Raw genomic sequence first — 26,102 nt, forward strand, 5'->3', positions numbered from 1 at the left:
ACGGTGGTTCAGTCTGATCCCTGACGGCTGTGGCGCTTCTTCACGCGGCCAGTGTTGTATCGCTTGCCGGTAGAGCCACCAAGGCGTTCGTGTCGAGCCATCTGCAATCTCCGGGGATCCGATATGGACCAACAGACTGATCCAGTCCTGATCGTAGGCAGCGGTCGTTCCGGAACGACCTTCCTGGCCAAGCTTCTGGACAGCCATACGCGGGTCCTCTATCGCCATGAACCGGACTGGGCACGGGTCGATACCTCCCTGCCGTTCCTTCCACCTCCCGGGGCGCGGGAAAAATTTTCTCGCCAGGCCGGAGAGTATCTCCGTGAGCTTGCTCAGGTGCGGGCGCCAAAGGTGACTGGCAAGGAACCCCGATTCCGCAAGTCGTATCGCTCCGGGCCGCGAGAGGTGGCTTACCGCCTGAATGTAGCCGCAGCACGCACGCTCGCGAAACTGGGGTGTGCGCGAAAACGGGATGTCGTATGGGACATGATCGGCAATGCCTCGCGAGGCGATGTGGTCACCGTAATCAAGAGTGTCAATTCCGTCGCGCGGGCGCCATTGTTCGTGGATGCATTACCCGGTATTCGGCTCGTGCACTTGATCCGGCATCCGGCCGGGGTGGTCGCATCCAGAATGCGCGGGGTCGAACTGGGGCTGATGGGTACGGAAGTCTATATCGACGCCCTTTTTGATTCGGGTTATGCGGATGGCTGGAAATTGAAGCGCGAGGAAGTCAAGGCCTGGCCGATTGAAAAGCAGATGGCCTTTGAATGGATGGCCGTCAACGAAGCCGTTTATCGATCGCTCGAGGGGCACGACGCTTATTTGTGTGTGACGCACGATGCGCTGTCCCGGTCGACCGAGGAGGAGACCAGGAAGGTTTTTGCCCACGTCGGACTGGACTGGAGCGAGCAGACGGACCGGTTCATTCGGTCGTTGCGCACCGGCGCCAGCCAATCGGGTTACTTCGGCGTACAGCGTGCGCCCCGGACAGAGATTGGCAAGTGGCGTAAAGAACTGACCACCGGGCAGATCGACCGGATTCATGAGGTGGTGGAACGGTCGATGATAGGGGAGAAGCTGTGGCAGGCGTGAAGCGGTTTTCCGGTCGGGCCGCGTTAGTGCAGCGTGGCTCCCCGTCCGGCTTGAAACAAAGCAAGGGTTTCGGGGTGAGCGGTGTCCTTACGGCCATCCGGCTTGTGTGGGCCGGGGTCCAGCCCGGCCAGCGGCTGTCCATCCTGCTCTATCACCAGGTGCTGGACACACCGGATGCCCTCAAGCCGGACAACCCCGATTGTGTCGAATTCGACCGCCAGGTGGGCCTGCTGGCCCGGTACACCAACGTGCTGCCTCTGGCCGAGGCGCTGCAGCGCATGGATGCCGGGATGCTGCCCCCGCGGGCGACCGCGATCACCTTCGACGACGGGTATGCGGATAACCGCCGTAATGCACTGCCCATACTGCAAAGGCACGGGGTAACCGCCACGTTCTTCATTGCCGCGGGCTACCTTAACGGCGGGCGCATGTTCAACGACACCCTGCTCGAGACGATCCGGCGGCTGCCCGCGGGCCGCCTGGATTTGCGCGACCTTGGACTGGGGCAGCACTCGATATCGGATGCGAACAGTCGCCGTGAGGCGTTCCGTTCGATCATCCGCGAGATCAAATGGCAGCCGTGTCAGGAACACCAGGCCGTGGTGCAGGCCATGGCCAAACGGATCGGCGCCGACTTGCCGGACGATCTGATGATGACCGATGCCCAGGTCCGCGAACTGCACCGGGCGGGGATGGGGATCGGCGGCCACACCCTTACACATCCGATCCTGGCCCAGGAAGACGAAGCCACGGCCGCGCACGAAATTCGGGAAGGCCGGGAGCGTTTGCAGCTGATCACCGGCGGCCCGGTGGACCTGTTCGCTTATCCCAACGGCAAGCCGGGGCAGGACTACGGGCCCCGCGATGTGCAGCTGGTCCGCAAGGCCGGGTTCTCCGCCGCCGTATCGACCTCCATGGGGGCCGGCGGACGCGGGCAGGACCGCTTCCAGTTACCACGTTTCATGCCCTGGTCACGGCATCCGGCCAAGTTTCTGGCTCAGTTGCTTCGCAACACCCGCCATCCCGTGATGACCACCTGATCGATCCCGTCAGCAGGCGACCTGGTAGCCCCTATGCGCGATATCGTCTTTTTCATCCTCATTTTTGGCCTGATCCCGTTCATTTTGTGGCGCCCGTGGATCGGGATCCCGGCCTGGTACTGGGTGGGGCTGATGAACCCTCATCGGCTGGCCTGGGGATTCCTGCCAGGCATGCCCGTCGCCATGGCGGTCGGACTGACGACGCTCGTTGCCCTGTTGTTCGCCCGGGAACGGCGTCCGCCACCCCTGACGCGTGAAACCGTGGTGCTGATTGCCTTGTTCGCGCATATCACGGTCATTTCGCTGTTTTTCGCCTGGCAGCCGGAAGTCGCGTTCGAGCGCTGGGATACCGTGATGAAGATCATGCTCATGACGGTGGTCGCGACCATGCTGGTATCCGGCCAGGCACGCGTCATGGTGCTGCTCGCCGTCATCACCCTCTCGGTCGCGTTTTTCGGGTTCAAGGGCGGCCCCTATACCCTCGCGACTGGCTTTGGCGGGATGGTGCTGGGCCCGCCGGGTACCTTCATCGGCGGGAACACCGACATCGGGCTGGCGCTGGTCATGACCCTTCCTCTGGTGCTGGTGCTGGCACGACAGGTCCACCAGGGTCATTTCCGGCTCCCGTTTCACTCTCCGTTCTTCGAGCGCTGGCATCGACTCATCGGGCTCGCGTTGTATGCCGGCTTCTGGCTGCACCTGATCTCAATAGTGGGGACGCACTCGCGAGGTGCCTGGGTCGCGACCGCGGTCATCTTCCCCCTGATCTTTCTGAGTATGCGCCACAAGGCGGCCATGGTCGGGGCCGGGCTGCTGGTCGTCGCCGTTGTGGGATTCACCGTTCCGGAGAAGGTCGAGCACCAGATCGACACTCTGATCCACTACCAGGAAGACGCCTCTGCCGGCGGACGCCTGGATGCCTGGAACGTCTCCTGGAATCTTGCCCTCGATCACCCCTTTACCGGCTCGGGCATGAGCATTCAGCGGCTCCCCGCACCGATCTGGCTGAGCTATCTGGACCGGGACGATGCCGTGGTAACCGGCCCGATCGCGGCGCACAGCATCTACTTCCAGATGCTGGGCGAGCACGGCTTCCTCGGGCTGGGGCTGTTTCTTGCGCTGCTGGGCTTTTCGCTGCTGACCCTGCTGCGGCTTTACCGCCAGGGACGCCAGCACGCGGAAACCGTCTGGATCAGCCAGTGGGCCTGGGCGCTCGCGCTGGGTCTGGTCGGATACATGGTCGGTGGCGCCTTCCTGAGTCTGGCCTATTTCGATCTGTATCTGGCCTTTGTCGCGCTGGCCATCATCCTGCGACGCGAGCTGAAGGAGACGGTTGTCGCTGCCGCCCCGGCGGTCGCGTCGACAGCGCAGCCCCGGACGTCCCCCGCAAGTCCGCCCGAGGGCAGCAGGCCGCCCGAGGTACCCGGAACCATCATGGATGCCGGCCGCCTCCGGTAAAGGATGAATTCGCCCGTGGCTCACACCCCGCTCACATCGGACCGGCCGCCGCTGACGGATCACCCGTGTGTATCCGTCATCGTCCCGGCGTGCAACTGCGCCGTCTATCTGGAAGAGGCGCTGCAGAGCGTGATGGATCAGGGGCACGAAGCCATCGAAATCCTGGTGATCGATGACGGTTCGAGCGACCACACCCGGCAGGTTGCCGCGCGTTTCGACGGGCCCGTCCGGCTGCTGGAAACCGCCCGGGCATCCAGTGGAGCCGGTGCCAGCCGCAATGTAGGCCTGCGCGAGGCGAAAGGCGAACTGATTGCGTATCTCGATGGCGATGACGTCTGGCTACCGGGCAAGTTGCAGGCACAGATCCGTTGCCTGAGAAACCACCCGGAATCCGCCATGGTCGCGAGCAATTTCATCCGCTGGTATCCGGATGATTCGGGGCAGTGGTCCAGCCCGAACCGACATGCGGCCGCAACGCAGGCGCAAGACTCCGACGCCCTCGATCCCGAACGCTCGGGCTGGATCTATCACCGCCTGTTGCTGGACACCATGGTCTGGACCGGAACGGTGCTGATGCGCCGCGAACTGGCCGATATGGTGGGCGAATTCCGCGAGGATCTGCGCCTGGCACAGGATTACGATTACTGGATTCGCGGTTCCCGTCTGACGCCCATCCTGACCCTGGCGCGGCCCTATGCCCTGTACCGGCGGCATGCCGAAAGCGCGACCCGGCGCTGGGCGCCCGTCAATTACGCGCTGATGGTGCTGGAGTCCGCCATCGCCCGCTGGGGTCGGGTCGGGCCGGATGGCAGCGCCATCACCCCCGAAGAACTGCGGCACCGTCGATTCCGGCTCCATTTCGCCATGGGCTACAACCTGTTCTGGAACGGGCAGAAGGCTGCGGCCGCACCTTCCTTCATCGGCGCCTGGCGGGCCCGTCCCGGACACGTGAGGACGGCCCTTTACGCAATCCTCGCCAGTGGGGTCCGGAGCGGGCGATTCCTGCGTCCCGGTGCAGGCCGGAGCGATTCGACAACCGGAGCATCGAGATGAGCGGGGCCACCGAGATCTTCTGGACCGGGGGCTGGGACTCGACCTTCCGGGTGATGGAGTTGCTGACCACCACAGTGGGGCCCATACAGCCCCGTTACGTGATCGATCCCCGTCGCGCCTCGTCCGCGCTGGAGCTCGCCACCATCCGGCAGCTCACGCAGCACCTGGAGGCTGGCGGCTACGCGGAGCCCGGCCGGATCCGGGAACCGGTCCTGTATCAGCGTGAAGAGATCCCTCCCGATCCGGACATCGATGAAGCCTTTCTGACCATCACCCGACAGAACCGCCTCGGCAATCAGTATCGCTGGCTCGCGATGCTGGTGAAGGCTGAAGGTCTGGACGGGATTGAACTGAGCGTGGAGAAGGGAAGAAGCCTGTACCCCATCGTCGGGCCGTTCCTGGTGCCCGTCGGGCAAGACACGGTTCCGGCTTTTCGGGTGGCGCCCGACGCGGGGGCTGTCGCCGTCCTGCTGGGCGGGTTCGTCTTGCCGCTTATCCAGCGTAGCGACGCCCGGTTGCGGCAGGAGGCGGCGGAACGGGGCTGGGACGAGGTGCTGGCGAAAACCTGTTTCTGTCACAGCCCCGTTCGGGGACGTCATCCCTGCGGCACATGCCGCCCATGCGTCCAGATGCTTGAGCGCAAGGAGGAGGGCGCGAGACTGGGATGGATCGGAAAAACGCGCTACTGGGCGATCGAGCGGGCGGTACGCACCCTGCCCGTCGGGCTCCAGTGGCGCTGCCGTCAATGGCAGGAGACCCGCGCCACACGCAAGGTCAGGGGGCAGTAGGGCATGGATAGCCCCGCACTGCCATCAACGTCCGAGAAGCGGAAGTGCTCGCAGCCAGAAGCGGTTGCGTGGCCGCATCGGCAGGTCCAGGAGGTCCAGCATTGCGGCACCCGGGCGTCCGCGGCGGCTTTTGTAGTAGGCCATCAGCGCATGGTAGCGAGCTTCCCGCCAGCTTCTCCCGAGCCACGCGCGCCGCAACTGCCGGGAGGACCGCAGTACCGCACAGCGGCCGGCAAAATCCCGCAGGGCGGTCTCGCGCGGCGCTCCCTCGATGGGTTCCGGCCGATGATCGTCCGCAATCCACACCGGCTCCATGTCCCAGCCGGTCACGCCATGGGTGGCGGGATCCAGATCCACCGACAGGATCCACCCGTAACGGGCCTCGGGAAAACCTTCCTGATAGGCGTTGCCACGGACGTTGAACACAAAGTTGCCCAGCGAGTACGCGATGAGGCCGTTCCGGTAACGCTCCACGCCCTGGACCACATGTGGATGGTGCTGGATCACCAGCGTGGCCCCGTGGTCGATCAGCGCGCGGCTGAGCTTCACCCGGTACGGCGCCGGCGCGTAGCTGAACTCGAGGTCCGCATGCAGCTGCACCACGACGATGTCGGCCTGTTCTGCAGCCTCCCGGGTGCGCTGGAGAAGGTCCCCGAAGGGTTCCATCGGGGCCACGCCGGGAGTCTCCGGCCCGGCGTAATCGTGAGAGTTGTCGCCCGCTCCAATGAAGGCCAATGTCCGCCCGCCACGTTCCAGCCATGCCGGCGCGATCGCCTGCCCGTGCCCGCGGCCCGCCCCCGACCACAGAAGGCCGATCCGGTTCAGGGTGTCCGTGGTTGTCTCCAGTCCCTGAGGCCCGCCGTCCATCATATGGTTGTTGGCGAGATTCAGGATGCTGAATCCGGCCTCCACCAGGGTCGTCGCCATCGCGGGGTCGGCACGCAGGACTTTCGGGTGTTTCCACAGTCCCTTCTGGTTCTCGAGGTCCTCGGTGAAGAAGCATTCAAGGTTCCCGGAGAGGACATCCGCGCCCTGCAAAAGGTGCTGCACGCGTGCGAAGGGCGATTGCGGTTTGCCTGCCTGTTCCGTGCCGGGAGTTCGAATCAGTCGGGTATCACCGGTGAATATCAGTTTCAATTTGGACTCCCCCGAGTTTCGGTCGCCAGTACATGGCTGGGGTTCCATTATAACGATAACAGACCCGGTGGGATCCCCGTGTGTGTTCCGAAGGTGAAAAATATATTCAACTGCGTGGCTCACTTCAGGAGATTGTTGCATTGACTAACGCAACTCCCAAAGCTCGATCGGCCGGGTTCCCGCAGCCGGACGGTTCATCCTCCGGTTCACCGCCCCCGCGCAGGATATTCTGGACCGGTGGCTGGGACTCGACTTTCCGGGTGCTGGATCTGGTTCTTCATTACGGGGAAACGGTTGAGCCCTGGTATGTACGTGACGAGAACCGACAGTCGATCGGCCAGGAACTCGCCGTCATGGATCGCTTGCGTCTTGCAATCAACGAACGTGCCACGGGCGGGCGTCTTCTGGCATTACAGGTCCTTCACGCCGCCGCCGCACGGCCGGATCCGGTGTTGCAAAAGAAATTCGAGAAGCTGCAGGAAACCCGGGGGATCGGCCCGCAATATATATGGCTGGCGGAGCTGGTGCGGCAGAACGCACTGGAGGGCATCGAAGTCTGCGTCCAGCATAATGAGGATTTCTATTTTCTTGATCCCCGACTGAATAGCGGAATACGTGAATACAAACGGGAACCTGTACGCCCGTACCTGGACGAGGAGGCGCCGGAAAGTCTGTTCAATCTGTTCAGTTTTCCGACACTGCATATCGGCAAGGCCGAGATGCGCGAACACGCCCGAGACCACGGATTCCTGGATCTGCTGGAGCAGACCTGGTTCTGCCACATGCCGACGCGCGCGGGACAGCCATGCGGGTTTTGCGTGCCGTGCCGCATGACAATCTCAAAGGGGGTGGGGTATCGCCTGCCGTGGCGATCCCGGCTGAACAACAGGATTGCACGCATGCTCGAGTTTCTGCCGCGAGGGTATCGCGCAAAACGCTGGGCCCGACTGAAACTGCGCGGTTATTGATCATGTTTCCCGTGACAAGAACCGGACGGGACAGGTCATGAAGGACCTCGGCGACAAGGTGGCGGGTGGTGCCGCCTGGATGATGGGCCTGCGCACCTTCCAGCGCTTCATGGGCCTGATCAGTACGGTGATCCTCGCGCGGCTGCTGGTGCCGGAGGACTTCGGCCTGGTGGCGATGGCCTTCGCCCTGTACGCCCTGATCGAGATGGTCGGTGCCTTCGGGCTGGATCTGGCCCTGATCCGCGACCAGAAGGCGGAACGGCGGCATTACGACACGGCCTGGACCATCAAGCTGTTGTACCAGTCAATGGGTGCGCTGGCGCTGGTGCTGGCGGCGCCGCATGCGGCGGTGTTCTTTGATGATGCCCGGGTGGAGATGATTGTCTACGCCTTTGCCGCCATCTCGTTCATGCACGGGTTCGAGAACATCGGCATCGTCGCCTTCCGCAAGGAGCTCACGTTCCGCAAGGAATTCCTGTTCGGCTTCGGCAAGAAGGCGTCGGCGGTGGCCGTGACCATTGCCATGGGGTTCTACCTTCAGAGCTACTGGGCACTGGTCCTCGGCTCCCTGACGTCGGCGTTCGTGGGGTTGAGCCTGAGCTACGCGATGCACCCGTTCCGGCCGCGTTCGGACTTGTCCGGCTGGCGGGACCTGATCGGATTTTCCGCCTGGGTCACGTTCAACAACGTGGCCATGTACGCGCAGGGCAGGGGGCCGGACTGGATTGTCGGCCGTCTCGTGGGGGCGGATGGTCTCGGTGCCTACCGGGTCGCCTCCGACATCGCAAAACTCCCGTCCTCGGAGCTTTATGCGCCGATCATGCGGGCCGTGTTCCCCGGCTTTGCAAAGGTGGCGCACGACTTGCCGCGCCTGCGCCGGGGCTATCTGCTGGCCCAGGGCCTGGTGACCCTGGTTACCGTCCCCGCAGCGCTCGGCATGGTGGGCGTGGCCGAACCCATGGTATGGCTTCTTCTGGGCGAGAACTGGCTGGTGACCATCCCCCTGATCCAGGTGCTGGCCATTCTGGGTGCCACGCGGATCCTGCATGGCAATCGTTTTTCGCTGTTCATGGCCCTCAACAAGCCGTACTGGGTCGGCATTTTCATCCTGGCCGATGTCCTGTTGACGCTGCCTCTGATGGCGTACCTGTTGTGGGCCGGTCACGGGCTGGAAATCGCCGTGTGGTCGAAGGTCTTCGCCTCCAGCGCCCTGATGCCTTTCGGCGTGATGCTGGTTTCGCATTTCCTCCGGATGCCGAGCAGGGATTTCTTCGCTGTGATCTGGCGCCCGGTGCTGGCTTCGCTGGTGATGCTGGCGACCTTGCTGGGCACCGTCGCCGCACTCCCGGGCGTCACCAGTTCCGCCATCGCCGCCCTGCATCTGCTGTTGCTGATCCCTCTCGGGGGGCTCACGTATGCCCTTGTGCTGGCAGGGCTCTGGTTTGCATCCGGGCGGCCGGAAGGACCCGAAATGCGTGCCCTTCAGATGGCCGTGGACCGGAATGTCCTGAACCGACGCTGGGCGTGTCGACTGTCCGGCAATCAATCCCACTTCGGAGAGGTGTCGTAATGGGGGCATCATCATGTTGAAACTGCGCGGCACTTTTGGACCCGGAGCCGCTGAAACGGCTCCGGCGGTACCCGCCGGCTGGTGTTGGGAAACGGGGCCGGGTTTTCACCTGCAGTACGAGCCGGGTCACCCTTCCTGCACCGTTCGCAGGGACCCGACGGGCGTGGTGATCGGGGAACGCCACCTGATCCAGGACCAGCCATCCGATCCCGCGCGGCGCGACGGCTCGTGGCTGGAGCTGCGCTGGACGCCCGCCGGCATGGAGATCATTACGGACCGCCTCGGGACCATCCCGGTCCACTGGGCCGTCCGCGGCAGGACCTTCTATTTCGCCACCCGTCTTGCCGACGTCGCCCGGCTCCTGCCGGGAGCGGTCGAACCCGACCCGGCGGCGGTGCTGACCACGATCTTCCTGGATCACCCATGGGGCAGCCGCACCCTGCTGCGGGATGTGCACCTGTTGCCCCCGGCCAGCCGTTGCCGTATCCTGGGCACCGGGGCCGACCCGGTATGTGATCGCTACTGGCTGCCGCCCGTCCCGGAGGTCGGCGACCCGGGGTCGGTCGAGCCGTGGCTGGAAGCCGCCACCGAACGGCTCCGGCAGGCCCATGTCCGGCACGCGGCGGACCTCGATCCGGAGACGGTGGCCATGCCGGTGACCGCCGGTCTGGACTCGCGCTGCAATCTGGCGTTACATCCGGACCTGGCCTTGTGCGCACGGCTCTTTCATTGCCACGACCTGGCCAATGTGGAATGGCCCTATGCCCGCCGGATCGGGCGTCATCTCCGCCGCCCGATCGAACGTTTCGATTCGGCCGACGACATGCGCCATGCGCCTGGTTTCAACCCGGACCTGGGCCCCGGCGACTTCAATATCGGCCACTGGCGTCTGGTCGGGACGGCGCGAAGACTTGCCGCCACCGGGTCACGTGCCACGGTCGACGGGTTCCTGCAGGATCTGCTGTTCAAGGCCACGTTTCTGCGCGAGCAATCGCGGGAACAGCAGATCCAGGGACATCTGGCGCGCCTTCGCTACAACGCTGCGGCCCTGGGTTTTGGCCCCGACAGCCCGCAAGTGCGTCGGGTCGAGGAATGCATACGCGAGGACTTCCCCGCCGGTGACACCGGCCTGGAGGCCAGTCAGCGACACTATCTGGAGAACCGCAGCCGACGCCTGGTCTACAACATCGTCCGCCTGAATCAGAACTATCTGGATGTGCGCACCCCGGCGCTCGACCACGCGCTGATGGACTTTGCTCTGGCCCTGCCCTGGCAACTGCGCAAGGGCTCGTGGCTTTACCGGCGGATCATCCAGCGGCTCAGCCCCGAACTGGCGGGCATCCCGTATGACAAGACCGGGCTGCCGCTGCTGAGTCCGCGTCCACGTTCGCTCGGCAAGGCCACGGCGCGCCAGCTCCGCCCGTTCCTGAACCGGGTCTGGCCGGGCCGGCAGTTTTTCCAGCCGCCGGAAGGCAATTTCGCCCGGCTGGCGCGGCATGACCCCCTTTTTCGTGCCACTGCGCGGGGAACACTCTCCGGTTCCGAATGGCTGCGCGCGATCCTCGCGACCGATTCCCCCGAAGATGTGCTGCGCACACCGCGGAACATGGGCCCGCAGCGGATCGACTGCCTGGGGGGCATGCTGACGGCCTCGCGTCTGGAGTCCGCGACCCGGCAGTCGAGGCAGGCCGCAACGGCAGTGCCGGAAGCGAGCGCGACCCCCTCGACCGGACACCACCAGGGGGTCCTCCCATGAACCCACGGGCCAGACTGCACAAGATGCGAGTCCTGGGCAGTGGCTTCAAGAGTTCGGAGTATGAGCTCTACCGGCTCGGTGACCGGACTCCGGAGGCATGTGTGCGGTTCATGAACCACCGCCAGCTTCATCGCCTGTATCGAACGCATGTCAATCAGGGTGGCCAGAAGCACATTCTGGAAGACAAATGGCTGAGCCATTTCGTTTTCGCGGGCCTAGGCATCCCCACGCCCGAAACTCTGGGTCTCTACCATCCGGTCTTCGGCCGGACCGTCAGCGAGGAAGCGCTGACGACGGAAAGAGATTTCGTGGGGCTCGCCCCTCCCGGGGGCGAGGTCGACTGGATCTTCAAGCCCAGGGGGGGGCAGCAGGGTGAGCAGATCCATCGATTTTGCGGAACCGTGGACAACCTGGGGGCATTCCTCGAGCGCCTGGGAAACACGACCAGGCGTTACTATGGAACCCGTTACGACGGCTGGATTGTACAACAGCGGCTGCAGCAGCACGCCGACCTGCAGAAGATCAATTCAAGCTGCATTAACTGCGTGCGGATCGTCACCTTCCATGACACCTCGGGCACGATCACCGTTGATTTTTCCATCCTGCGGCTGGGCACGGCCGGATCGATGGCAGACAACTGGTACAAGGGAAGCCTGTCCGTTCATGTCGATCCGGATACCGGACGCATGGGTCAGGGAGTGTCCTGTCCCACCTCCGGGAGCCGTTGGTACCAGGTCCACCCCGATTCGAAAGTCCATTTTACGGGAACCCGGGTCCCGTACTGGGAGGATTGCGTCGAGTTGTCCAGGAGGGCGGCCGCCAATTTCTCCGGCACCCCGTCCGTGGGCTGGGACATTGTGGTAACCCCCGAGGGGCCGGTGTTGCTCGAGGGCAACGCCAACTGGGGCCTGGAGTCCGTGCAGATTCATTCGGACGGCTATCTGACGGATCCGGTGCGCGAGAGACTCAAAACCTATGACCTCGAATTTCCGGACCAGCTTCGCAGGCTTCCGGCGGCGGTGTTCGCCGTCCTGCTGAACCATCTCCGCCGTTCCCGTTTCGGGAGACGGTGGAATCGCCCGGGGCCTGTGTTTTGAACATGAAAATCGCAAACGTAAAGCGGGTGCATTATCCGGGCAGGCCAGGGGTGATGCGGGAGGTCCGCCGGGATCGGGCCCGCACGGGAGGTGAACCGAGATGATGTGGCTGAATCAGGAAACGTTGCAGCGGGGTTTCCGGCTCCTGGTGTGGGTGCTCGCCGGTTTGCCTCTGGCCGTCATGGCCGAACCGCGCGTGGTGGAAGATGCCGATGGGCTGGCCCGCGCCGTAACCCAGGCCGAGGCCGGCGATGTCATCGAACTGCGCCCGGGTGAGTACCGGCTGGGCGAGCGGCTCAACCTGCGCGCGGACGGAACCGAGTCGGAGCCCATCGTGATCCGGGCGGGCACCCCCGGGACGGCGGTCATCCACTCCAGCCAGACTACCGCCTTCAAGCTGTTCGCTCCGCACTGGGAGATCCGGGGTCTGGACTTCCAGGGGGAGGGTAGCGGCAACCATGCCCTGCATATCGTGCGGCGGGCCGACCATGCGGTGATCGAGGGAAACCGTTTTCGTAACTTTCACGCGGCGATCAAGGCCAATGGCGAAGGGGACCCGCGGCGCTTTCCGGACAATGTGCATGTCCGGCGCAACGTGTTCGTGAATGATGGGATCCACACTACGCGCTGGCCGGTGGTTGCCATCGACATCGTCGGCGGGCAGGGCTGGCGGATCGAGGAGAACTTCATTGCGGACATGGCACAGGGGCAACGCGGACGCCACGGCTCGCCCGGGTTCGTGAAGGGCGGGGCGGCCGATGCCCTGTTCGATCGCAACCTGGTGATCTGCGAATGGCGCCATACGGGCGAACGGCGCATCGGCCTGTCGCTGGGCGGGGGTGGCACCAGTCCCGGGGTCCTGGACCGGCGCAGGATCGGGGATTGCGAGACCTGCCCGGAGACTCTCGACAGCCGCATGACCAACAACATCATCCTCAACTGCCCGGACGAGCCGGGGATCTATGTGAATCGCGGGCGCGATGCGCTGGTGGCGAACAACACGGTGTTCAACGCCTACGGGATCCAGGGCCGGTTCCCGGAGACGCGCGCCCGGGTGGTGGACAACCTGATGACCGGGACGGTCTGGGCACGCGACGATGCCGAACTGGAGAAAACCGGCAACATCGAGACGGGGTGGTTCGACAAGGCGTCGTATATCCCCGGGCTGCGGGATCATCTGACGCACCGCATCTCCGACTATCACGTGCTCTACCCGAGCTGGATCAGCGAGGGGGCCGTTCGCTGGACGCAGGACTTCATCGAAGCAAGCCTGAACCAGGTGCGCGGGAGTTTCCTGGGGCAGCACTCCCGCCCGGTGGAGCGCTGGCTGCTGGCACCCGAATTCGGCGACCTGCGGCTGGAAGACATGGATGCCCGGCCCCTGGGCGCGGGGTCGGCGCCACCCGAGGTCGACCACGACTTCTGCGGGCAGCCACGGGAAGGGCGCGCGGACGTGGGGGCGATTCAGTATTCCGCCGGCACCTGCCACGTGCCCGACGAACTGGAACGCCGGCATGGTCGCCTGTTCACGGATCTGTGATCGAGCGCGAACGTGGACACCGATCAGCAGATAACGAAATGACGCACCTCCGGCACCCTGCGCTGGAAGACGTCGCTGACGAGCAGGCAGCCCGTCCGCAGCCCCCACAAAGCCAGCGGGCCGGGATAGGTCTGCCGGAGCCAGTGAATGCCTTGCACCAGGCCCTGCCGCCAGATATCCCCGCGCGCATTGGAGAAGTCATCCCCACTGTCGCCGCAGCCATAGGGGTCCGGCATCAGCACGGCAAATCCCTGGCCGGCCAGTTGCCGCGCCTGCAAAGCCGCCATCCGCCGGGACTTGTTCATCTCTTCGGCAAAGGGCTGCACATAAAGCACCGTTCCTCTGCAGGGCGTGCCCCCCGGAGGGTGCAGGACCTCAAAGACCGGTCCCGCGCTTCCGGAGCGGAATCCAGCCAGCATGACGGGCTCAGGCGGCAGCGAGTTTGAAATCGACGAAATCCACCAGATCGCCCAGCGTCGCGAAGGTCTCGGCGCTCACTTCATCGTCCTCCACGACGATGTCGAACTGCTCTTCCATGGTGGTCATGAGATTTACGACAGCCATGGAGTCCAGTTCGGGGATGTCCCCCAGCAAAGGAGTCTCCCGGCCGAAGGCCCGTGCGCGTCCGCCAAGCTCCAGTGTGGAGTCGATGATTTTCTTCACCTGTTCAATGCTGGACATGTTCGATTCCGTTTGCCGGTTTGATTCGGAGACATTGTAAATCAACAAGGGTTGAGGGCTTATAAGAACGCTCTGATTGAGTTCGCATCGGAGTGTCAGTTTGTTTTACAAAATGGTTGGCCGGGGGGGGGGATGAGTGCAGTGTCTCCGATATCGAGTGCTGTGCCAAGTCAAGAAAAATACGGGGGGTCAGCGCGAGCTTGCACCGAGATTTGCATTGTTGGGAAAAGCACGAGAAAGTCGTATGTATCGTCCCGTGCTTTCAGGCGTTCTACGGTGAGGGGGTCAACATCTACATGTCGTCCATTCAGTGGGGAGGAGAGAAGGTTCTGAACCGGGTGCATTACGAGCTGATCCTGAGAAAGAAATGGCAGAGGCGATTCCGGCTCTCGGAAAATCAGCAGGAGACGGTGCGGACCAGCATCGGAAGAAAGCGGAAAGAGTTCGCAGCCGTGCTGGTGCATAACATGCGCCAGCGTGTTCGGGTCGACCGGGTCGTCCTGAGGCGGCATGCGGCGTGGGATCTGCCGACGTATATGTTGTTGCCGCTCAATCTCGTACGGGTCATGAAGGGACGCGCAAGGAGCCAGCAGTCATGAGGGGTCTGCAGCGCAGCCGGCACGGGGTGGAGACGAGGAATCTCGGCCGTGGCAAAAGGGTGTATGGCGAGGAGCGTCGGCGGTAATGGCCCATCTGCTGCACGAACTGATCCTGGCCTCCGCGCGGCGGCGTCCGGATGCCCCCGCGTTGACGCACGGAGATCAGCAGCGCTCGTATCGGGAACTGTCCGGTGACGTGATGCGGCAGGCAGCCGCGTTGAGGCGCAACGGTGTACAGCCGAATGATCGCGTTGCCGTGTTCCTGGACAAGAGGCCGGAGACGGTCGTCGCGTTGTTTGCAGCCATGGCGGCCGGCGGCGTGGCGGTGCCGGTCAATCCGACTCTCAAGCCGCACCAGGTCGCGCACATCCTGCAGGATGCCGGTGCAATGGCCCTGGTCACCTCGCGCGGCAGGCTTGGACCGCTGGCGGAGTTCCTGAACGGGTGTCCCGATCTGCAACAGGTCTACACGGCGGACACGGGGCCGGATACGGACGACATCGTTCCCCCGGGGATGCGTCTGTTCGCCTGGGATTCGTCGTCAACGGACAGGGAGGCTCCGCCGGCGCCGGTCCGGCGGATCGAGTCGGACATGGCCGCGATCCTGTATACCTCGGGCAGCACCGGGCGGCCCAAGGGGGTCGTACTGTCGCATCGGAACATGGTGGCGGGTGCCAGGAGCGTCAGCGAGTACCTGGAAAACACGGCCGCGGACCGGATCCTCAGCGTACTGCCCCTCAGCTTCGATTATGGCCTCAGCCAGCTGACCACCGCGTTCCGGGTAGGGGCCGAAGCCGTTCTGCTCAACTACCTGATGCCGCGTGATGTGGTGCGGGCGGTCGAAAGGCACTCGATTACCGGGCTGGCTGCGGTGCCTCCCCTGTGGGTTGAGCTCGCGGGTCTGGAGTGGTCCGAGGGCGCGCGCCGGAGTCTCCGCTATTTCACCAATTCGGGGGGCGCGATGCCCCTGACTACCCTGACCGCCCTGCGCGAGCAGTTGCCGAATGCAGCGCCCTATCTGATGTACGGGCTGACAGAGGCATTCCGCTCGACCTATCTGCCGCCGGAGGAAATCGACGCGCGCCCGACCTCCATGGGCAAGGCCATCCCGAATGCCGAGGTGATGGTGGTACGCGCGGATGGTGAGCCGTGCGCCCCCGGTGAACCCGGTGAACTGGTTCATCGGGGGCCACTGGTGAGCCTGGGGTACTGGAATGCGCCGGAAGCGACGGCCCGGCGCTTTCGCCCGGTGCCCGGGCAGCGTCCGGAGCTGGGCCTTCCGGAACGGGCCGTGTGGTCGGGCGACACGGTGCGACGCGACGAAGACGGGTTTTTGTATTTCGTCGGGCGCCGGGACGAGATGATCAAGACTTCCGGTTACCGCGTCAGCCCCCGGGAGATCGAGGAGGTGTTCGACGGGATGGAGGGGGTGCGCGAGGCGGTGGCGTTCGGTCTGCCACATGAGCGACTGGGCGAGGAGATCGTCGTGGTCGTCGCCGGAGAGGAGGGCCGCGAGCCCCCGGAGGTTTCTCTGACGGCCGCGTGTCGGGCGGCCCTGCCGGCCTTCATGGTTCCGTCCCGATTCATCGTCCGGGCCGAGGCCCTGCCCCGCAATTCCAACGGCAAGATCGACCGTGCAGGGCTGCGCACCTTCTACCGGGACGCCTTCACCGAGGATCCAGCATGACGCCACACGTCACGGAACTCCCCTGCATGAAGCAATTCCGGCTCGTCGACGGCTGTCTGGCGCTGGGTGGCAGGCCCGTCACCGAACTGGCCCGGGAGGCCGGCGGCACGCCCTTTTACGCCTATGACCGCGGGATGCTGGACGCCCGCCTGGCGGAGCTGCGTGGCTGCCTGCCCCGCGCCGTGCACCTGCACTACGCCGTGAAGGCCAATCCGATGCCCGCCGTCGTGGAGTACATGGCGGAGCGTGTTGATGGCCTCGATGTGGCCTCGGCCGCGGAACTCGAGCTGGCCCTGAATACCGGTACCTCGCCGGGCGATATCAGTTTCGCCGGCCCCGGCAAGCGCGACGGGGAGCTTGCGGCGGCATTGCAGGCCGGCATCGTGATCAACCTGGAATCCTTCGGCGAGATGGAACGTGTCCATCGCCTGGCCGAGGCGGCGGGCCAGCCGGCCCGTGTGGCCGTGCGGGTCAATCCCGATTTCGAATTGAAGTCCTCGGGCATGCGCATGGGCGGGGGGGCCCGTCCGTTCGGTGTGGATGCCGAACAGGTCCCCGAGCTGTTGCAGCGTATTGGCGATTACGGGTTGTCGTTCCAGGGCTTTCAGATCTTTGCCGGCTCGCAGAACCTGCGCACCGAGGCACTGACCGCGGCCCAGGACGGCATCTTCGAACTCGCCTACCGTCTGGCGGAGCAGGCGCCAGGCCCGGTCAAGCTGCTGAACGTTGGCGGTGGTCTGGGTATCCCCTATTTCCCCAATGACCGGCCGCTGGATCTGAACGTGGTGACCGATCACCTGGCCGGGCATGTCGAGACCTGTGCCCGACGGCTGGGCGATGCCCGGGTGGTGCTGGAGCTGGGCCGCTATCTGGTGGGCGAGGCGGGGGTCTATGTGGCGCGCGTCATTGATCGCAAGATTTCCCGGGGCCGGGTCTACCTGGTGACGGACGGCGGCATGCATCACCACCTGGCGGCGTCGGGGAACCTGGGGCAGGTGATCCGGAAGAATTATCCGGTCGCGGTTGCCACGCGCATGACCGAGGCCGAAACCGGGAAGGCTTCGATCGTCGGCCCGCTCTGCACTCCGCTGGATATTCTGGCCGAACAGGTTGATGTGCCTGCAGCGGAACCGGGCGATCTCATTGCCGTCTTCCAGTCCGGCGCGTATGGCCTGTCGGCGAGTCCGGTGGGCTTTCTCGGTCAGCCGATGGCCGCTGAGTTGCTGGTTTGAGCGATGGCCTCCAAGTACATCAGCCGGAGGGATATCGGATGACTTCGCCGGCCGGGGAAGCCGCGATGCCGGAGCAACAGGGGCGCCCCCGTGATGACCGGGCCACCCCGGATTTCTCCGTGGTGGTACCCGCCTTCAACTGCGCGGCGTTTCTCGCTGATGCCCTGGACAGCATCCTCGCTCAGGAGGGCGTGAGTGTAGAGGTGCTGGTGGTAGACGACGGCTCCACCGACAACACCGCGGAGCGGGCCCGCACCTACGATGCCCGGGTCCGTCTGCTGTCCACGGCCCGGCCTCGCTCGGGGCCCGGTGCGGCCCGCAATGTGGGGATACGGCATGCGCGGGCGCCGGTGGTTGCGTTCCTCGACGGGGATGACGTGTGGTTGCCGGGCAAGCTGGCACTGCAGAAGCGGGTCCTGGACGAGAATCCCGATGTGGCCCTGGTCTGCACCCGGGGGGCGCACTGGTTTCCCGAACGCGAGGGGGATGCCGCCTGGCAACAGGCGGCCCCGCCCGAAAGCCCCGCCTCCGGCGAGATCCCGTTCCGGCCGGCCGGGTGGATCTATCACCTCCTGCTGCTCAGGCCCGCGTGGGTATGGACCTCCACCGTTGTGATGCGGCGGGAACTGATCGAGCGGACTGGGGAGTTCGATGAAACCCTCCGCCTGGGTCAGGACTACGACTACTGGCTGCGGGCCTCCCGGGAAACCCGGATATTGCGCATCGACCGCATCCTCGCTCTTTACCGCCAGCATGCGGACAATTCCACCCATACCCCCCGCGCGCGCAATTTCGAGCTCGAGATCCTCCAGCGCGCCCTGGCCCGCTGGGGCCGTGCGGGTCCGGACGGGTCCACGGTAACCGCAACGCAGTTGCGCGAACGGCTCGCCGGTCTCAGCTTCCGTTTTGGCTACAAGCATTTCTGGTCCGGGGACCCCCGAATCGCCTTCGGGGCTTTCGGGTGCGCCTTCCGGAACCAACCCCTGGCCTGGCGCACATGGGCCTACATCGGGGCTTCAGCCATGCGCAGCCTCTGGCCCCCCGGCCGCCGGTGACCGCCCATGCCACGGCCCTCCGGTCCCCACTCGCGCCCGGCAACATTGCTGATCGGTAATGCGCCACGGGTTGTGGTGCCAGTGGCACGCTGCCTGGTGGCGCATGGGGTAGCGGTCCGCGGGGCCAGCGTGCGGCCCGTCGAGCCGCCGGTGCGGTCCCGGGAGGTGATCCCGCGAATGGATCTCGCGACACCGGCTCAGCTCCACGACCTGCCGGAATCGCTCGCCTTCCCGGTACTGGCGCAGCCCCTGGACGGCCGCCGGGCCCGGGGCCGTCATGTTCGTGTGTTCCGGCAGCGGTGGCAACTGTTCCAGCCCAGTCAGGCGCCCCTTGGCCCGATCATGCTGGATCATGACCGGGTCGATACAACCAGGGCCGTGAGCGCACTGATGAAGGCCCTGCCGGGCTTCGCGTTGCAGCTGGACCTCACGTTGCTGGACCCCGCCGTTTGCAAGCTGCCCGAGGACGGCGGAAGAGTCGAATTTCTGCAGCATTGCACCACCATGGCGGTAGTGAACGAGGGATCTTTCGAGGAGTACTTCAACACCCGTCCGCGCAAGTTCCGGTCGAATCTGCGGCGGTATGCCAAACGCCTTCAGCAGGACGGTTTCAACGAGCACCTCGAGCGGGTTACCGACCCGGAGGCGGTCGCCGATGCAGTGGATCAGCATGGCGATATCGAGAGTGCGGGCTGGAAGGGCTGTGAAGGCACCGCAATGCATCCGACACGTGCTCCTGAGCCACGGTCGGCAGGCGGCCCGCCGGGCTCGTTCTCAACTGCACGCACAGTCAGGGAAAGACTGAGGCGGCAGCATCCGACGGGGTGAGGCGTAGCTGCCATTTGCGGGTTGTGCCCGCGGCGGGCCACAGGGCCGGTGGATCGGCCCGACATTCGGCGGGTCCCAGGGCGGACAGGTGCACGTCGCCGGATGGTTCGCTGTCGCCCGCCAGACGGCGGGTCCCGTGCGGGTTCAGCCAGCGTGCAGGTACGTCCGCGGAGGTCGGCTGCAACTGCAGCCGATAGTGCAGGGTGGCCTCCTGGTCGTCGATGGTCAGTTGTGCCTGCCACCGGTGGTCCGCCAGGGTTGCGGGGCGAAGGGCCTGCCGGCGGCCCAGCCGCCCGCCGAACAGCCGCCAGTCCAGGGTCGCCTGCAGGCGGTCGAGGGTTGTGCGTTCCGGCGCCCGCGTCAGGCGCACCGGCGCTCCGGAGCCAGTGAGGGTGACCCCCGAATCCGTCGGCTCTACCGAGAGGACATCCAGCCGGGTGAGGCCGAAGAGCCCGCCAGCGGACTCCACCATCGGCGTCCAGCCAGCCACCGCCGGTTCATCCTGAAGGTGCGACGCCGCCATCCGGACCGGTGGTGCGACCACCGGGCGACCGTCCACCTCCACATGGAAGGGGCACAGGGCCGCCTGGCGCAGATCGGCGACCGCGCGTCCGAACCCCTGGACGGCCTGGCCGCGGGTAGAGATCCGGGCATCCACGCGTGCGCCGCGATAGCGCAGCAGCCCCGCCTCGGCGTCTTCGGTTACTCCGGGCCCCGGGTTCCAGGCCGGCGACCAGTCGGGCAGGCCGGTGCCCGAAAGCCAGGGATGGCCGGCCAGGGTTGCGGACAGCAACCCCGCGAACCAGGCGTTGTACACCGTCAGGTACATGTAGCCATCCCAGCCGGCGGCCTCGCCACAGCCTCCGCCCGGCGTCAGCCACAGCAGGCCGTCGTCGCGCTGCTGGCGTTCGAGGCGCTGGCGGAGGTTGCGGGCGACCTGCAGGACCTCGGTTGCCGTGTCCGGCCGCAGCGCCCCCGGACGCAGCAGCAGTCCGTGCAGCACCGTCAGCAGGCAGGCATCGCCGAACAGGGCATGATTGCTGCGCCCGAGCCCGCCACAATAGCCGGAGTCGGTCAGGAACAACCCCAGCCAGTCCAGGCCGCGCATCAGTGCGGTTTCCAGCTCGGCATCCGGCGCCCGCCCCAGCGCAAGATGCAGGCACAGGAGAAATTTCAGATGGTAGGCCACCGGCGTGGCGATGCCCCGTTGCGGGTCGGGATGCCGCGGGAAATCGATGAACCCCCCCGCCCGGGTGGTCCATGCCCGCACCTGACTGCGCAACCGGTGCTGTTCGCGCGGAAGCCGATCCGGGCTCGCCTCACGCACCCGCAGGGCCTGCGCCAGCAGGCTCCAGTTGTTTGACGGGTACCCGCGGGCCAGCGGACATTGCGTGCGTGCCGCGGCCACCCGGTCGGATTCCGTCGTTTGCTCCAGCGTCCCGGCCAGCAGGCCCAGCCCGAGCCGGTTGAACGGTTCGTGTCCGCGCTGCGCTGCGGGGAGTGCGGACCACTGTCGCAGCAGGACATGGGCCGTTTCGTTCCGGTCATGATGGGTCAGGGCCAGGGCCGCCAGCACCGCGCCATAGTGGTCGGTGGGTGTGGAGCGGTCGGCACAGGGGTCATGCAGGAAACCATCGGATGTCACAAGGGCTTCCAGCGCCCCGGTGACACCGCCGGCAAGCGATCGCAGACGCGCACGCTCGTCTGCCGAAGAGGCTGCATAAGTTGTCCGCGACATGACCTCATAGTCCCTTGTGGTCGGACACCACCGCAAGCACAGCCCCCCGCGGGCCTGCCGAAAAAAACAGCCCGCCCGCAGTGGCTGCAGGCAGGCTGAATCCGGAATCGCAACTGGCCTTGACGAGAGAGAAGGCCAACCTGGGAGTGTGATGCAGATCCGGAATGCTCGGAGGGAGCATGTCCCTGACGCTACCCGGAGAACGGGCCTCCGTATGTGCGCCAGCGAACCATGCCCCGTATTTTTGAACCCTGTCCCTTGCGGTTTCGGGTTCGGGTGTTTTAGTTGCGTTCGTACTCGGGTGCGTCCTGCAGGGTTTCTTCGTCCATGTCGACGTAGAGCTTGATGTCATCGCCGTCCATTTCGTGGCTGACGCGGTCCCAGGAGAGGGCGATGTCTTTTTCGCCCAGGCCCAGGACTCCGCCGGTGCCAACGATGACCGCGACGATGTTCCCGTCCCGGTCGATCACGAGATCCCTGACTTCGCCGAGATCCGTGTCGTCGCTGCGACTGTGGATGTTCGCACCGATGATGTCGCCGGCATGCTGCGCGCCCTCCGGGGCGCGGTCAAAATGGGGCGCACTCGCGTGATCGGCCCCCCGGGCACCCGGTTCATCCATGCCGGCTTCGGGTCCGTTCATGGCCCCGTGATCCGGTCCTTCATCGTTGTGTTCGCCGGCGAAAGCGCTGCCGCCCATGCCCAGGGCAAGGACGGGAACGATGGCGGCGGTCAGTTTCAGTTTGGTAAAGGTCTTCATGATTGTTTCCTCTCAAGATCGGTGTTCGTACCGGATGAATCGCCGCGTTCATGCCGCGGGCCGGTTCGCCCGAGGAGATGAACGCGTAGAGGATTCTGGGGGTTGCGGCGCAGGGGCTCCGTACGGTGAGACACAAAGGGGGCACGTATGCGGCCTTGATGGCCTGGAACGTGATCCAGCCTGAAGAAAGAGGGTAAAGGGCGGGAGGCGATTTTATGGATCGGTGGAACCCGGACGTTCGGCGTGAGTTGCCTCGTGAAGGCGACGCACGAGCGCCGGGATGCGCATCTCCCAGCGGTTCTCGCGGGCGTAGGCAATGATCGCTTCGTGGTCCCACCGGGCCTCCAGGGCGTCGGCGATCGCGTCGCGCAGGGCGTCGCCATCGCCCAGCTCGACCAGGTGGCCGAGCCAGTCGGCGTGAATCACCTCGGCGTTGCCGCCGACGCGGGTGGTCACCGTCGGCAGGCCGCAGGCGGCGGCCTCCAGGAACACGTTGGCCCAGCCCTCGAAACGGGTGGCGAGCACGAACAGGTCGGCGGCGGAGTAGTAATCGCGCAGGCGTTCCGGGGCGACCGCGCCGGTGAAATGCACCCGTTCGCTCACCCCTTTCTCCTCCGCCAGCCCCTGCAGCCAGGCCAGCTCGTTGCCGTCCGGACCGCCGCCGCCCACGCACAGATAGTGCAGGTCCGGGTGTCGCTGGAGCAGGGCGGGCATCTGCTCGATCACGCGGTGGAAACCCTTGCGCTCGTTCAGGCCGCCTACGGTGATCATGATCTTCGCCGCCTGCGGCAGGCCCAGTGCTCGCCGGCAGGCCTCGCGATCCTCGGGGCGGAAGTGCTCGAGATTGATGCCGTTGGGCATCACCTCGACCTGGTGGGGCGGGATGCCCATCTCCAGGGCGAGGCGGCGCAGGTCATCCGACACGGAAAATACCCTGGCGGCGCCGTGCATCGCACGCAGGGCGAGCCAGCGGCAGGCACGCGTGCGCGAGATCCGCAGCAGGGTGCCGCGCAGGGTGATGGTCCACGGGAGACCGAGCCAGCGACCCAGCAGCCAGGCGGCGACGCCGTCGGGGTAGATGAAGTGGCTGTCGATGGCGGTAATGCCCTGTTCGCGCTTCAGGCGGCGCACCAGCGGCAGGATGCCTAGGGCCAGGAACGGCGCGTCGGTCCATTTCATGATGCCGGGGATGCACAGGAAGCGGGGGTGGTACACATCGATCCCGTCCTGCACCTCGTGACGCGGGATGGGCGGACGAAAGTGCGGCTTCCAGAACCGGCGGATCAGCCCCTGTCCGGGGAACCAGGCGACCGGGGCGACCACCACCAGCGGGATGTGTTCGGCGACGCGGAACATGCGCTCGCGCACGAATACGCCATAGGTCGGCTGCACCGCGTTGGGGAACACCCGCGACAGCACCAGCAGCTTCATGTGGCAACCCCGACCGAGGGGGCCGCCTGCCGCACGCTCTCGATCACGTGCCGGGCGTTGGCCTGCCAGGTACAGCCCTGCGACTCCACCAGTGCGGCGGCCTCATCGCCCAGTTGTTGCCGCCAGGCATCGTCCGCCAGCAGGCGGTCCAGCTGTTCCGCCAGCGCATCCCAGTCGCGCGGCGGGAACAGCAGGGCGCCGTGTTCGTGTTGCACGACCTCGCGGATGTTCGGCTTGTCCGGGGCGACCACGGCGCGCCCCAGGGCCAGGTATTCGAACAGCTTGATCGGGGAGGCATAGTCGGTCACGTCCGGTTGCACGGCGATATCCAGGGCGGCGATATGGCCCGCGATCGCGGCGCGCTCGACCGGCCCGGTGAAATGCACGCAGGCCTCCAGCCCGGCCTGTTCGACCTGCTGGCGCAGCGCCGGAACGGCCGGACCGTCGCCGACGATCAGCAGGTGCAGATCCGGGTGGCGGGCGCGCAGGCCGGCCACGGCATGGATCAGCCCGTCGACCCCGTGCCAGGGGCGGATCCAGCCGACGAAGCCGACCACCCGGGCCCGCTGCAGGCCGTAGTGTGCGCGCACCGTCGAGCCCTCCACGCCGGGATGGAAGTGCGCCCCGTCGACGCCGTTGGGCATTACCAGCAGGCGTTCCCGCGGCACGCCGCGCGCGGCGAAGATATCCGCCATGGCCCGAGTGACCACGATGGTCCGGTTGGCGCGGCGGCAAAGCCAGTCCTCGAGCCACTGGGCCAGGCGGCGGAAGACCAGGTCGCCGTGGGTCTGCAGTTCGAGGCTGAGCGGGGCATTCACCTCCAGCACCAGGGGGCGGCGGGTCAGCCACGCCACCAGACGACCGGCGAAGCTGAACAGGCTGTAGCGTTCGTAGATGAAATCCGGCCGGTGACGCAGGACTGCCACCAGCAGCAGGACCATCGCCGGGCCGTTGTAGGCCAGCGACAGCAGCTCGTAGACCCAGAAGGGGATGGGCACGCCTCCCAGCGTGGGGCGTGCATCTCCGTCGTCGGAGGATTTCGCCGCCGGGGCCGGCGGGATATCGTCGTCGTCCGTGTGTTCCGGCAGACGCCGCTGCAGCGGCGCCACCATGTGGACCTCGTGGCCCAGCTCGCGAAACGCATCGCACAGCGCACGGATGTGAATGCCCTGGGCGTCCTCGCCGCGGGTGCGATGGTGGTAGAGGATCTTCATGATTCCAGGGCCTCGCTCTCGACCCAGCGGTACTTCCCGGAAGGGGAGGGGGCGATGTGATCCACCAGCTGCAGCCGCACCGGTACCTCGGCATGCAGGATGCCCTGCATGCCCCGCGTCACGGCCCGGGTTTCGTCCGCGCCCCAGGGGCCGCTGGCGATCACCTCGATATCCAGGCTCAGATCCGCGCGCTGCACCAGCCGGTACTGCGCGACCTGCGGCATGTCGCGCATGACGTAGTTGGCGGCCGAACCGTGCACCCGGCGCCCGGCGGCCCCGACCAGGAAGTCGTTGCGTCGTCCCTCCAGGCGGTCCAGCGTCGGCAGCGGCGAGCCACACGGGCAGTCCGTGCCATCGCCCAGGCGCCCGCGATCGCCCACTCGGTAGCGCACGAAGGGCATGCTGTAGCCATCCAGATTGGTGATCAGCAGATCCCCGATGCCGTCGGCATCCGGCTGGTCGACCTCCACATGCACATGTTCGGTGGCGATATGCAGGCGCCCGTGCCGGCACTCGTGCGCGACCAGGCCGCCATCGCGCGAGCCGTATTCGTTGGCCACGGGACATTGCAGGATGCTCGCGATCTGTTCGCGTACCTGCGGGTAAAGCATCTCCGAGGTGCAGACCACCACCCGTGGGCGCCAGCCGCGTGCCAGTCCCGGGTTCGCCTCCAGCGTCCGGGCCACGCGCAGGATCACGGTGGGGTAGCCGTAGACGAGTCGTGGCCGGAAGCGCCCGAGGAAGCGCGCATAGGCCTCCAGGCGCTCCGGCGTCAGCTCGTGCGCCGACAGCACCACCTGGTTGAGGAAGTAGCGATCCTTGATCACGCGCAGGCGCGAGGCCTTGCCCAGCTCGATTGGCGAGCCCCAGAAATCCACCTGGCGATCGCCCGGCCGGATGCCGAACCAGCCGCGAAAGCGCAGCTTCTGTGCGTTGTGGCGTGCCTCCTTGACCCGGTCCGACCAGAACACCAGCGGCCGCCCGGTGGAGCCGCCGGTGCTGGAGGGCAGCAACGGACCGGCGGCGTTGTCGGCCAGCAGATCGCGCCCGCGCTCGCGCACCGTGTCGCGCTCCAGCACCGGGAACGCGGCGAGCTCCGGGGAAGCCCCCGCCAGGATCTCGCGGTAGTACGGAACGTGGCAGGTGCAATGCTCGAGCAGGGCCTGCAGTCTGATCCTGTGTTCGCGCGACACCGCCGCCGCGCCGGCCTGCTCGCCCTGGCGCAAGCTCCGCAGATGAGCGGCCGTCTCGCGCCCGCGTAACTGCTCGTGGACCGGCCACAGCAGGTGTCTTGCCAGTGGCTGCGGCATGCGCAGCGGCCAGTCGGGCTGTGGCAGAAGACGTGCAGGGCGGGCGGAGTCGTTCATGGGGCATGGC

The 26,102-nt window shown here is 65.8% G+C and carries 23 protein-coding genes; 15 read left to right on the top strand and 8 right to left on the bottom strand.

The genetic code is table 11. The features are described 5' to 3' along the window. Positions 1–123: 123 nt before the first annotated feature. The 5 genes from G020_RS0101450 to G020_RS0101470 all read left to right on the top strand — a co-directional run bounded on the left by G020_RS0101450 (position 124) and on the right by G020_RS0101470 (position 5,434). A complete protein-coding gene (locus G020_RS0101450) occupies positions 124–1,095 on the top strand; it encodes a sulfotransferase (protein ID WP_081647374.1) in 972 nt (323 codons plus the stop codon). A 74-nt stretch (positions 1,096–1,169) separates the two neighbouring features. After that, entirely contained in the window at positions 1,170–2,135 is a 966-nt protein-coding gene (locus G020_RS0101455; RefSeq protein WP_029681170.1) for a polysaccharide deacetylase family protein, read from the top strand. 33 nt (positions 2,136–2,168) lie between these two features. Further along, positions 2,169–3,593, top strand: a complete 1,425-nt coding sequence (locus G020_RS0101460) for a putative O-glycosylation ligase, exosortase A system-associated (protein ID WP_024328368.1) — start codon at positions 2,169–2,171, stop codon at positions 3,591–3,593. A gap of 15 nt (positions 3,594–3,608) precedes the next feature. Continuing rightward, positions 3,609–4,646, top strand: a complete 1,038-nt coding sequence (locus tag G020_RS0101465; protein WP_231363028.1) for a glycosyltransferase family 2 protein — start codon at positions 3,609–3,611, stop codon at positions 4,644–4,646. Next, positions 4,643–5,434, top strand: coding sequence for a hypothetical protein (locus G020_RS0101470; protein WP_024328370.1), 792 nt, complete (start codon positions 4,643–4,645; stop codon positions 5,432–5,434). The genes G020_RS0101465 and G020_RS0101470 overlap by 4 nt, the downstream gene beginning before the upstream one ends. A 24-nt stretch (positions 5,435–5,458) precedes the next feature. Here the strand turns inward: G020_RS0101470 and G020_RS0101475 are convergent, their stop codons facing one another. Beyond that, positions 5,459–6,571, bottom strand: coding sequence for a CapA family protein (locus G020_RS0101475; RefSeq protein WP_231363029.1), 1,113 nt, complete (start codon positions 6,569–6,571; stop codon positions 5,459–5,461). 140 nt (positions 6,572–6,711) lie between these two features. On the opposite strand from G020_RS0101475, the gene G020_RS0101480 reads away from it, so the two are divergent. From G020_RS0101480 to G020_RS0101500, 5 genes are all read left to right on the top strand, one after another. Beyond that, positions 6,712–7,539, top strand: coding sequence for a hypothetical protein (locus G020_RS0101480; RefSeq protein WP_231363030.1), 828 nt, complete (start codon positions 6,712–6,714; stop codon positions 7,537–7,539). Positions 7,540–7,576: 37 nt separating this feature from the next. Further along, entirely contained in the window at positions 7,577–9,109 is a 1,533-nt protein-coding gene (locus G020_RS0101485) for a lipopolysaccharide biosynthesis protein (protein WP_024328371.1), read from the top strand. Between the two features lie 163 nt (positions 9,110–9,272). Then, positions 9,273–10,865: a hypothetical protein gene (locus G020_RS0101490; protein ID WP_024328372.1), complete on the top strand. Its 1,593-nt coding sequence runs from the start codon at positions 9,273–9,275 to the stop codon at positions 10,863–10,865. Between the two features lie 110 nt (positions 10,866–10,975). Beyond that, positions 10,976–11,962 carry a sugar-transfer associated ATP-grasp domain-containing protein gene (locus tag G020_RS0101495; protein ID WP_196800295.1) on the top strand — a complete coding sequence of 329 codons (987 nt, stop codon included), beginning with the start codon at positions 10,976–10,978 and terminating at the stop codon, positions 11,960–11,962. 100 nt (positions 11,963–12,062) lie between these two features. Then, positions 12,063–13,502 (top strand): chondroitinase-B domain-containing protein, encoded by a 1,440-nt coding sequence (locus G020_RS0101500; RefSeq protein ID WP_029681172.1) that lies wholly within the window; start codon positions 12,063–12,065, stop codon positions 13,500–13,502. A gap of 23 nt (positions 13,503–13,525) precedes the next feature. On the opposite strand, the gene G020_RS14855 is transcribed toward G020_RS0101500, so the two are convergent. Beyond that, a complete protein-coding gene (locus tag G020_RS14855) occupies positions 13,526–13,828 on the bottom strand; it encodes a hypothetical protein (RefSeq protein WP_196800296.1) in 303 nt (100 codons plus the stop codon). 100 nt (positions 13,829–13,928) lie between these two features. Beyond that, positions 13,929–14,183: an acyl carrier protein gene (locus G020_RS0101510; RefSeq protein ID WP_024328374.1), complete on the bottom strand. Its 255-nt coding sequence runs from the start codon at positions 14,181–14,183 to the stop codon at positions 13,929–13,931. Positions 14,184–14,479: 296 nt separating this feature from the next. On the opposite strand from G020_RS0101510, the gene G020_RS0101515 reads away from it, so the two are divergent. From G020_RS0101515 to G020_RS0101535, 5 genes are all read left to right on the top strand, one after another. Beyond that, on the top strand, positions 14,480–14,782 hold the full coding sequence (locus G020_RS0101515) for a hypothetical protein (protein ID WP_156002647.1): 303 nt from the start codon (positions 14,480–14,482) through the stop codon (positions 14,780–14,782). A gap of 85 nt (positions 14,783–14,867) precedes the next feature. Then, complete coding sequence (locus tag G020_RS0101520; RefSeq protein WP_024328376.1) at positions 14,868–16,469, top strand: acyl-CoA ligase (AMP-forming), exosortase A system-associated; 1,602 nt, start codon at positions 14,868–14,870, stop codon at positions 16,467–16,469. A 26-nt stretch (positions 16,470–16,495) separates the two neighbouring features. Beyond that, the gene (locus tag G020_RS0101525; RefSeq protein ID WP_156002650.1) at positions 16,496–17,701 is read left to right on the top strand and encodes a pyridoxal-dependent decarboxylase, exosortase A system-associated; all 1,206 of its coding nucleotides are present in this window, start codon (positions 16,496–16,498) and stop codon (positions 17,699–17,701) included. A gap of 38 nt (positions 17,702–17,739) precedes the next feature. Further along, entirely contained in the window at positions 17,740–18,756 is a 1,017-nt protein-coding gene (locus tag G020_RS0101530; protein ID WP_024328378.1) for a glycosyltransferase, read from the top strand. A 177-nt stretch (positions 18,757–18,933) separates the two neighbouring features. After that, positions 18,934–19,584, top strand: coding sequence for a hypothetical protein (locus G020_RS0101535; protein ID WP_024328379.1), 651 nt, complete (start codon positions 18,934–18,936; stop codon positions 19,582–19,584). On the opposite strand, the gene G020_RS0101540 is transcribed toward G020_RS0101535, so the two are convergent. The 5 genes from G020_RS0101540 to G020_RS0101560 form a co-directional block, all read right to left on the bottom strand. Next, positions 19,547–21,322 carry a hypothetical protein gene (locus tag G020_RS0101540; protein WP_231363031.1) on the bottom strand — a complete coding sequence of 592 codons (1,776 nt, stop codon included), beginning with the start codon at positions 21,320–21,322 and terminating at the stop codon, positions 19,547–19,549. The two genes, G020_RS0101535 and G020_RS0101540, sit on opposite strands and share 38 nt — an antisense overlap. A gap of 281 nt (positions 21,323–21,603) precedes the next feature. Then, positions 21,604–22,080: a PRC-barrel domain-containing protein gene (locus tag G020_RS0101545; RefSeq protein ID WP_018945779.1), complete on the bottom strand. Its 477-nt coding sequence runs from the start codon at positions 22,078–22,080 to the stop codon at positions 21,604–21,606. Between the two features lie 213 nt (positions 22,081–22,293). Next, positions 22,294–23,511, bottom strand: a complete 1,218-nt coding sequence (locus G020_RS0101550) for a glycosyltransferase (RefSeq protein WP_024328381.1) — start codon at positions 23,509–23,511, stop codon at positions 22,294–22,296. Next, positions 23,508–24,725 carry a glycosyltransferase family 4 protein gene (locus G020_RS0101555; protein WP_024328382.1) on the bottom strand — a complete coding sequence of 406 codons (1,218 nt, stop codon included), beginning with the start codon at positions 24,723–24,725 and terminating at the stop codon, positions 23,508–23,510. The genes G020_RS0101550 and G020_RS0101555 overlap by 4 nt, the downstream gene beginning before the upstream one ends. Next, positions 24,722–26,092 (bottom strand): phenylacetate--CoA ligase family protein, encoded by a 1,371-nt coding sequence (locus G020_RS0101560; protein WP_018945782.1) that lies wholly within the window; start codon positions 26,090–26,092, stop codon positions 24,722–24,724. Before G020_RS0101560 ends, G020_RS0101555 begins: the two co-directional genes overlap by 4 nt. Between the last annotated feature and the right edge of the window lie 10 nt (positions 26,093–26,102).

It is taken from the genome of Thioalkalivibrio sp. ALR17-21 (assembly GCF_000420185.1).
Taxonomy (GTDB): domain Bacteria; phylum Pseudomonadota; class Gammaproteobacteria; order Ectothiorhodospirales; family Ectothiorhodospiraceae; genus Thioalkalivibrio; species Thioalkalivibrio halophilus.

Coding starts and splice junctions, on each gene's coding strand:
- G020_RS0101450 (WP_081647374.1), top strand. CDS start 124: ATGGACCAACAGACTGATCCAGTCCTGATCGTAGGCAGCGGTCGTTCC.
- G020_RS0101460 (WP_024328368.1), top strand. CDS start 2,169: ATGCGCGATATCGTCTTTTTCATCCTCATTTTTGGCCTGATCCCGTTC.
- G020_RS0101470 (WP_024328370.1), top strand. CDS start 4,643: ATGAGCGGGGCCACCGAGATCTTCTGGACCGGGGGCTGGGACTCGACC.
- G020_RS0101485 (WP_024328371.1), top strand. CDS start 7,577: ATGAAGGACCTCGGCGACAAGGTGGCGGGTGGTGCCGCCTGGATGATG.
- G020_RS0101495 (WP_196800295.1), top strand. CDS start 10,976: ATGAACCACCGCCAGCTTCATCGCCTGTATCGAACGCATGTCAATCAG.
- G020_RS0101500 (WP_029681172.1), top strand. CDS start 12,063: ATGATGTGGCTGAATCAGGAAACGTTGCAGCGGGGTTTCCGGCTCCTG.
- G020_RS0101510 (WP_024328374.1), bottom strand. CDS start 14,183: ATGTCCAGCATTGAACAGGTGAAGAAAATCATCGACTCCACACTGGAG.
- G020_RS0101515 (WP_156002647.1), top strand. CDS start 14,480: ATGTCGTCCATTCAGTGGGGAGGAGAGAAGGTTCTGAACCGGGTGCAT.
- G020_RS0101520 (WP_024328376.1), top strand. CDS start 14,868: ATGGCCCATCTGCTGCACGAACTGATCCTGGCCTCCGCGCGGCGGCGT.
- G020_RS0101525 (WP_156002650.1), top strand. CDS start 16,496: ATGAAGCAATTCCGGCTCGTCGACGGCTGTCTGGCGCTGGGTGGCAGG.
- G020_RS0101530 (WP_024328378.1), top strand. CDS start 17,740: ATGACTTCGCCGGCCGGGGAAGCCGCGATGCCGGAGCAACAGGGGCGC.
- G020_RS0101535 (WP_024328379.1), top strand. CDS start 18,934: ATGGATCTCGCGACACCGGCTCAGCTCCACGACCTGCCGGAATCGCTC.
- G020_RS0101540 (WP_231363031.1), bottom strand. CDS start 21,322: ATGTCGCGGACAACTTATGCAGCCTCTTCGGCAGACGAGCGTGCGCGT.
- G020_RS0101545 (WP_018945779.1), bottom strand. CDS start 22,080: ATGAAGACCTTTACCAAACTGAAACTGACCGCCGCCATCGTTCCCGTC.
- G020_RS0101550 (WP_024328381.1), bottom strand. CDS start 23,511: ATGAAGCTGCTGGTGCTGTCGCGGGTGTTCCCCAACGCGGTGCAGCCG.
- G020_RS0101555 (WP_024328382.1), bottom strand. CDS start 24,725: ATGAAGATCCTCTACCACCATCGCACCCGCGGCGAGGACGCCCAGGGC.
- G020_RS0101560 (WP_018945782.1), bottom strand. CDS start 26,092: ATGAACGACTCCGCCCGCCCTGCACGTCTTCTGCCACAGCCCGACTGG.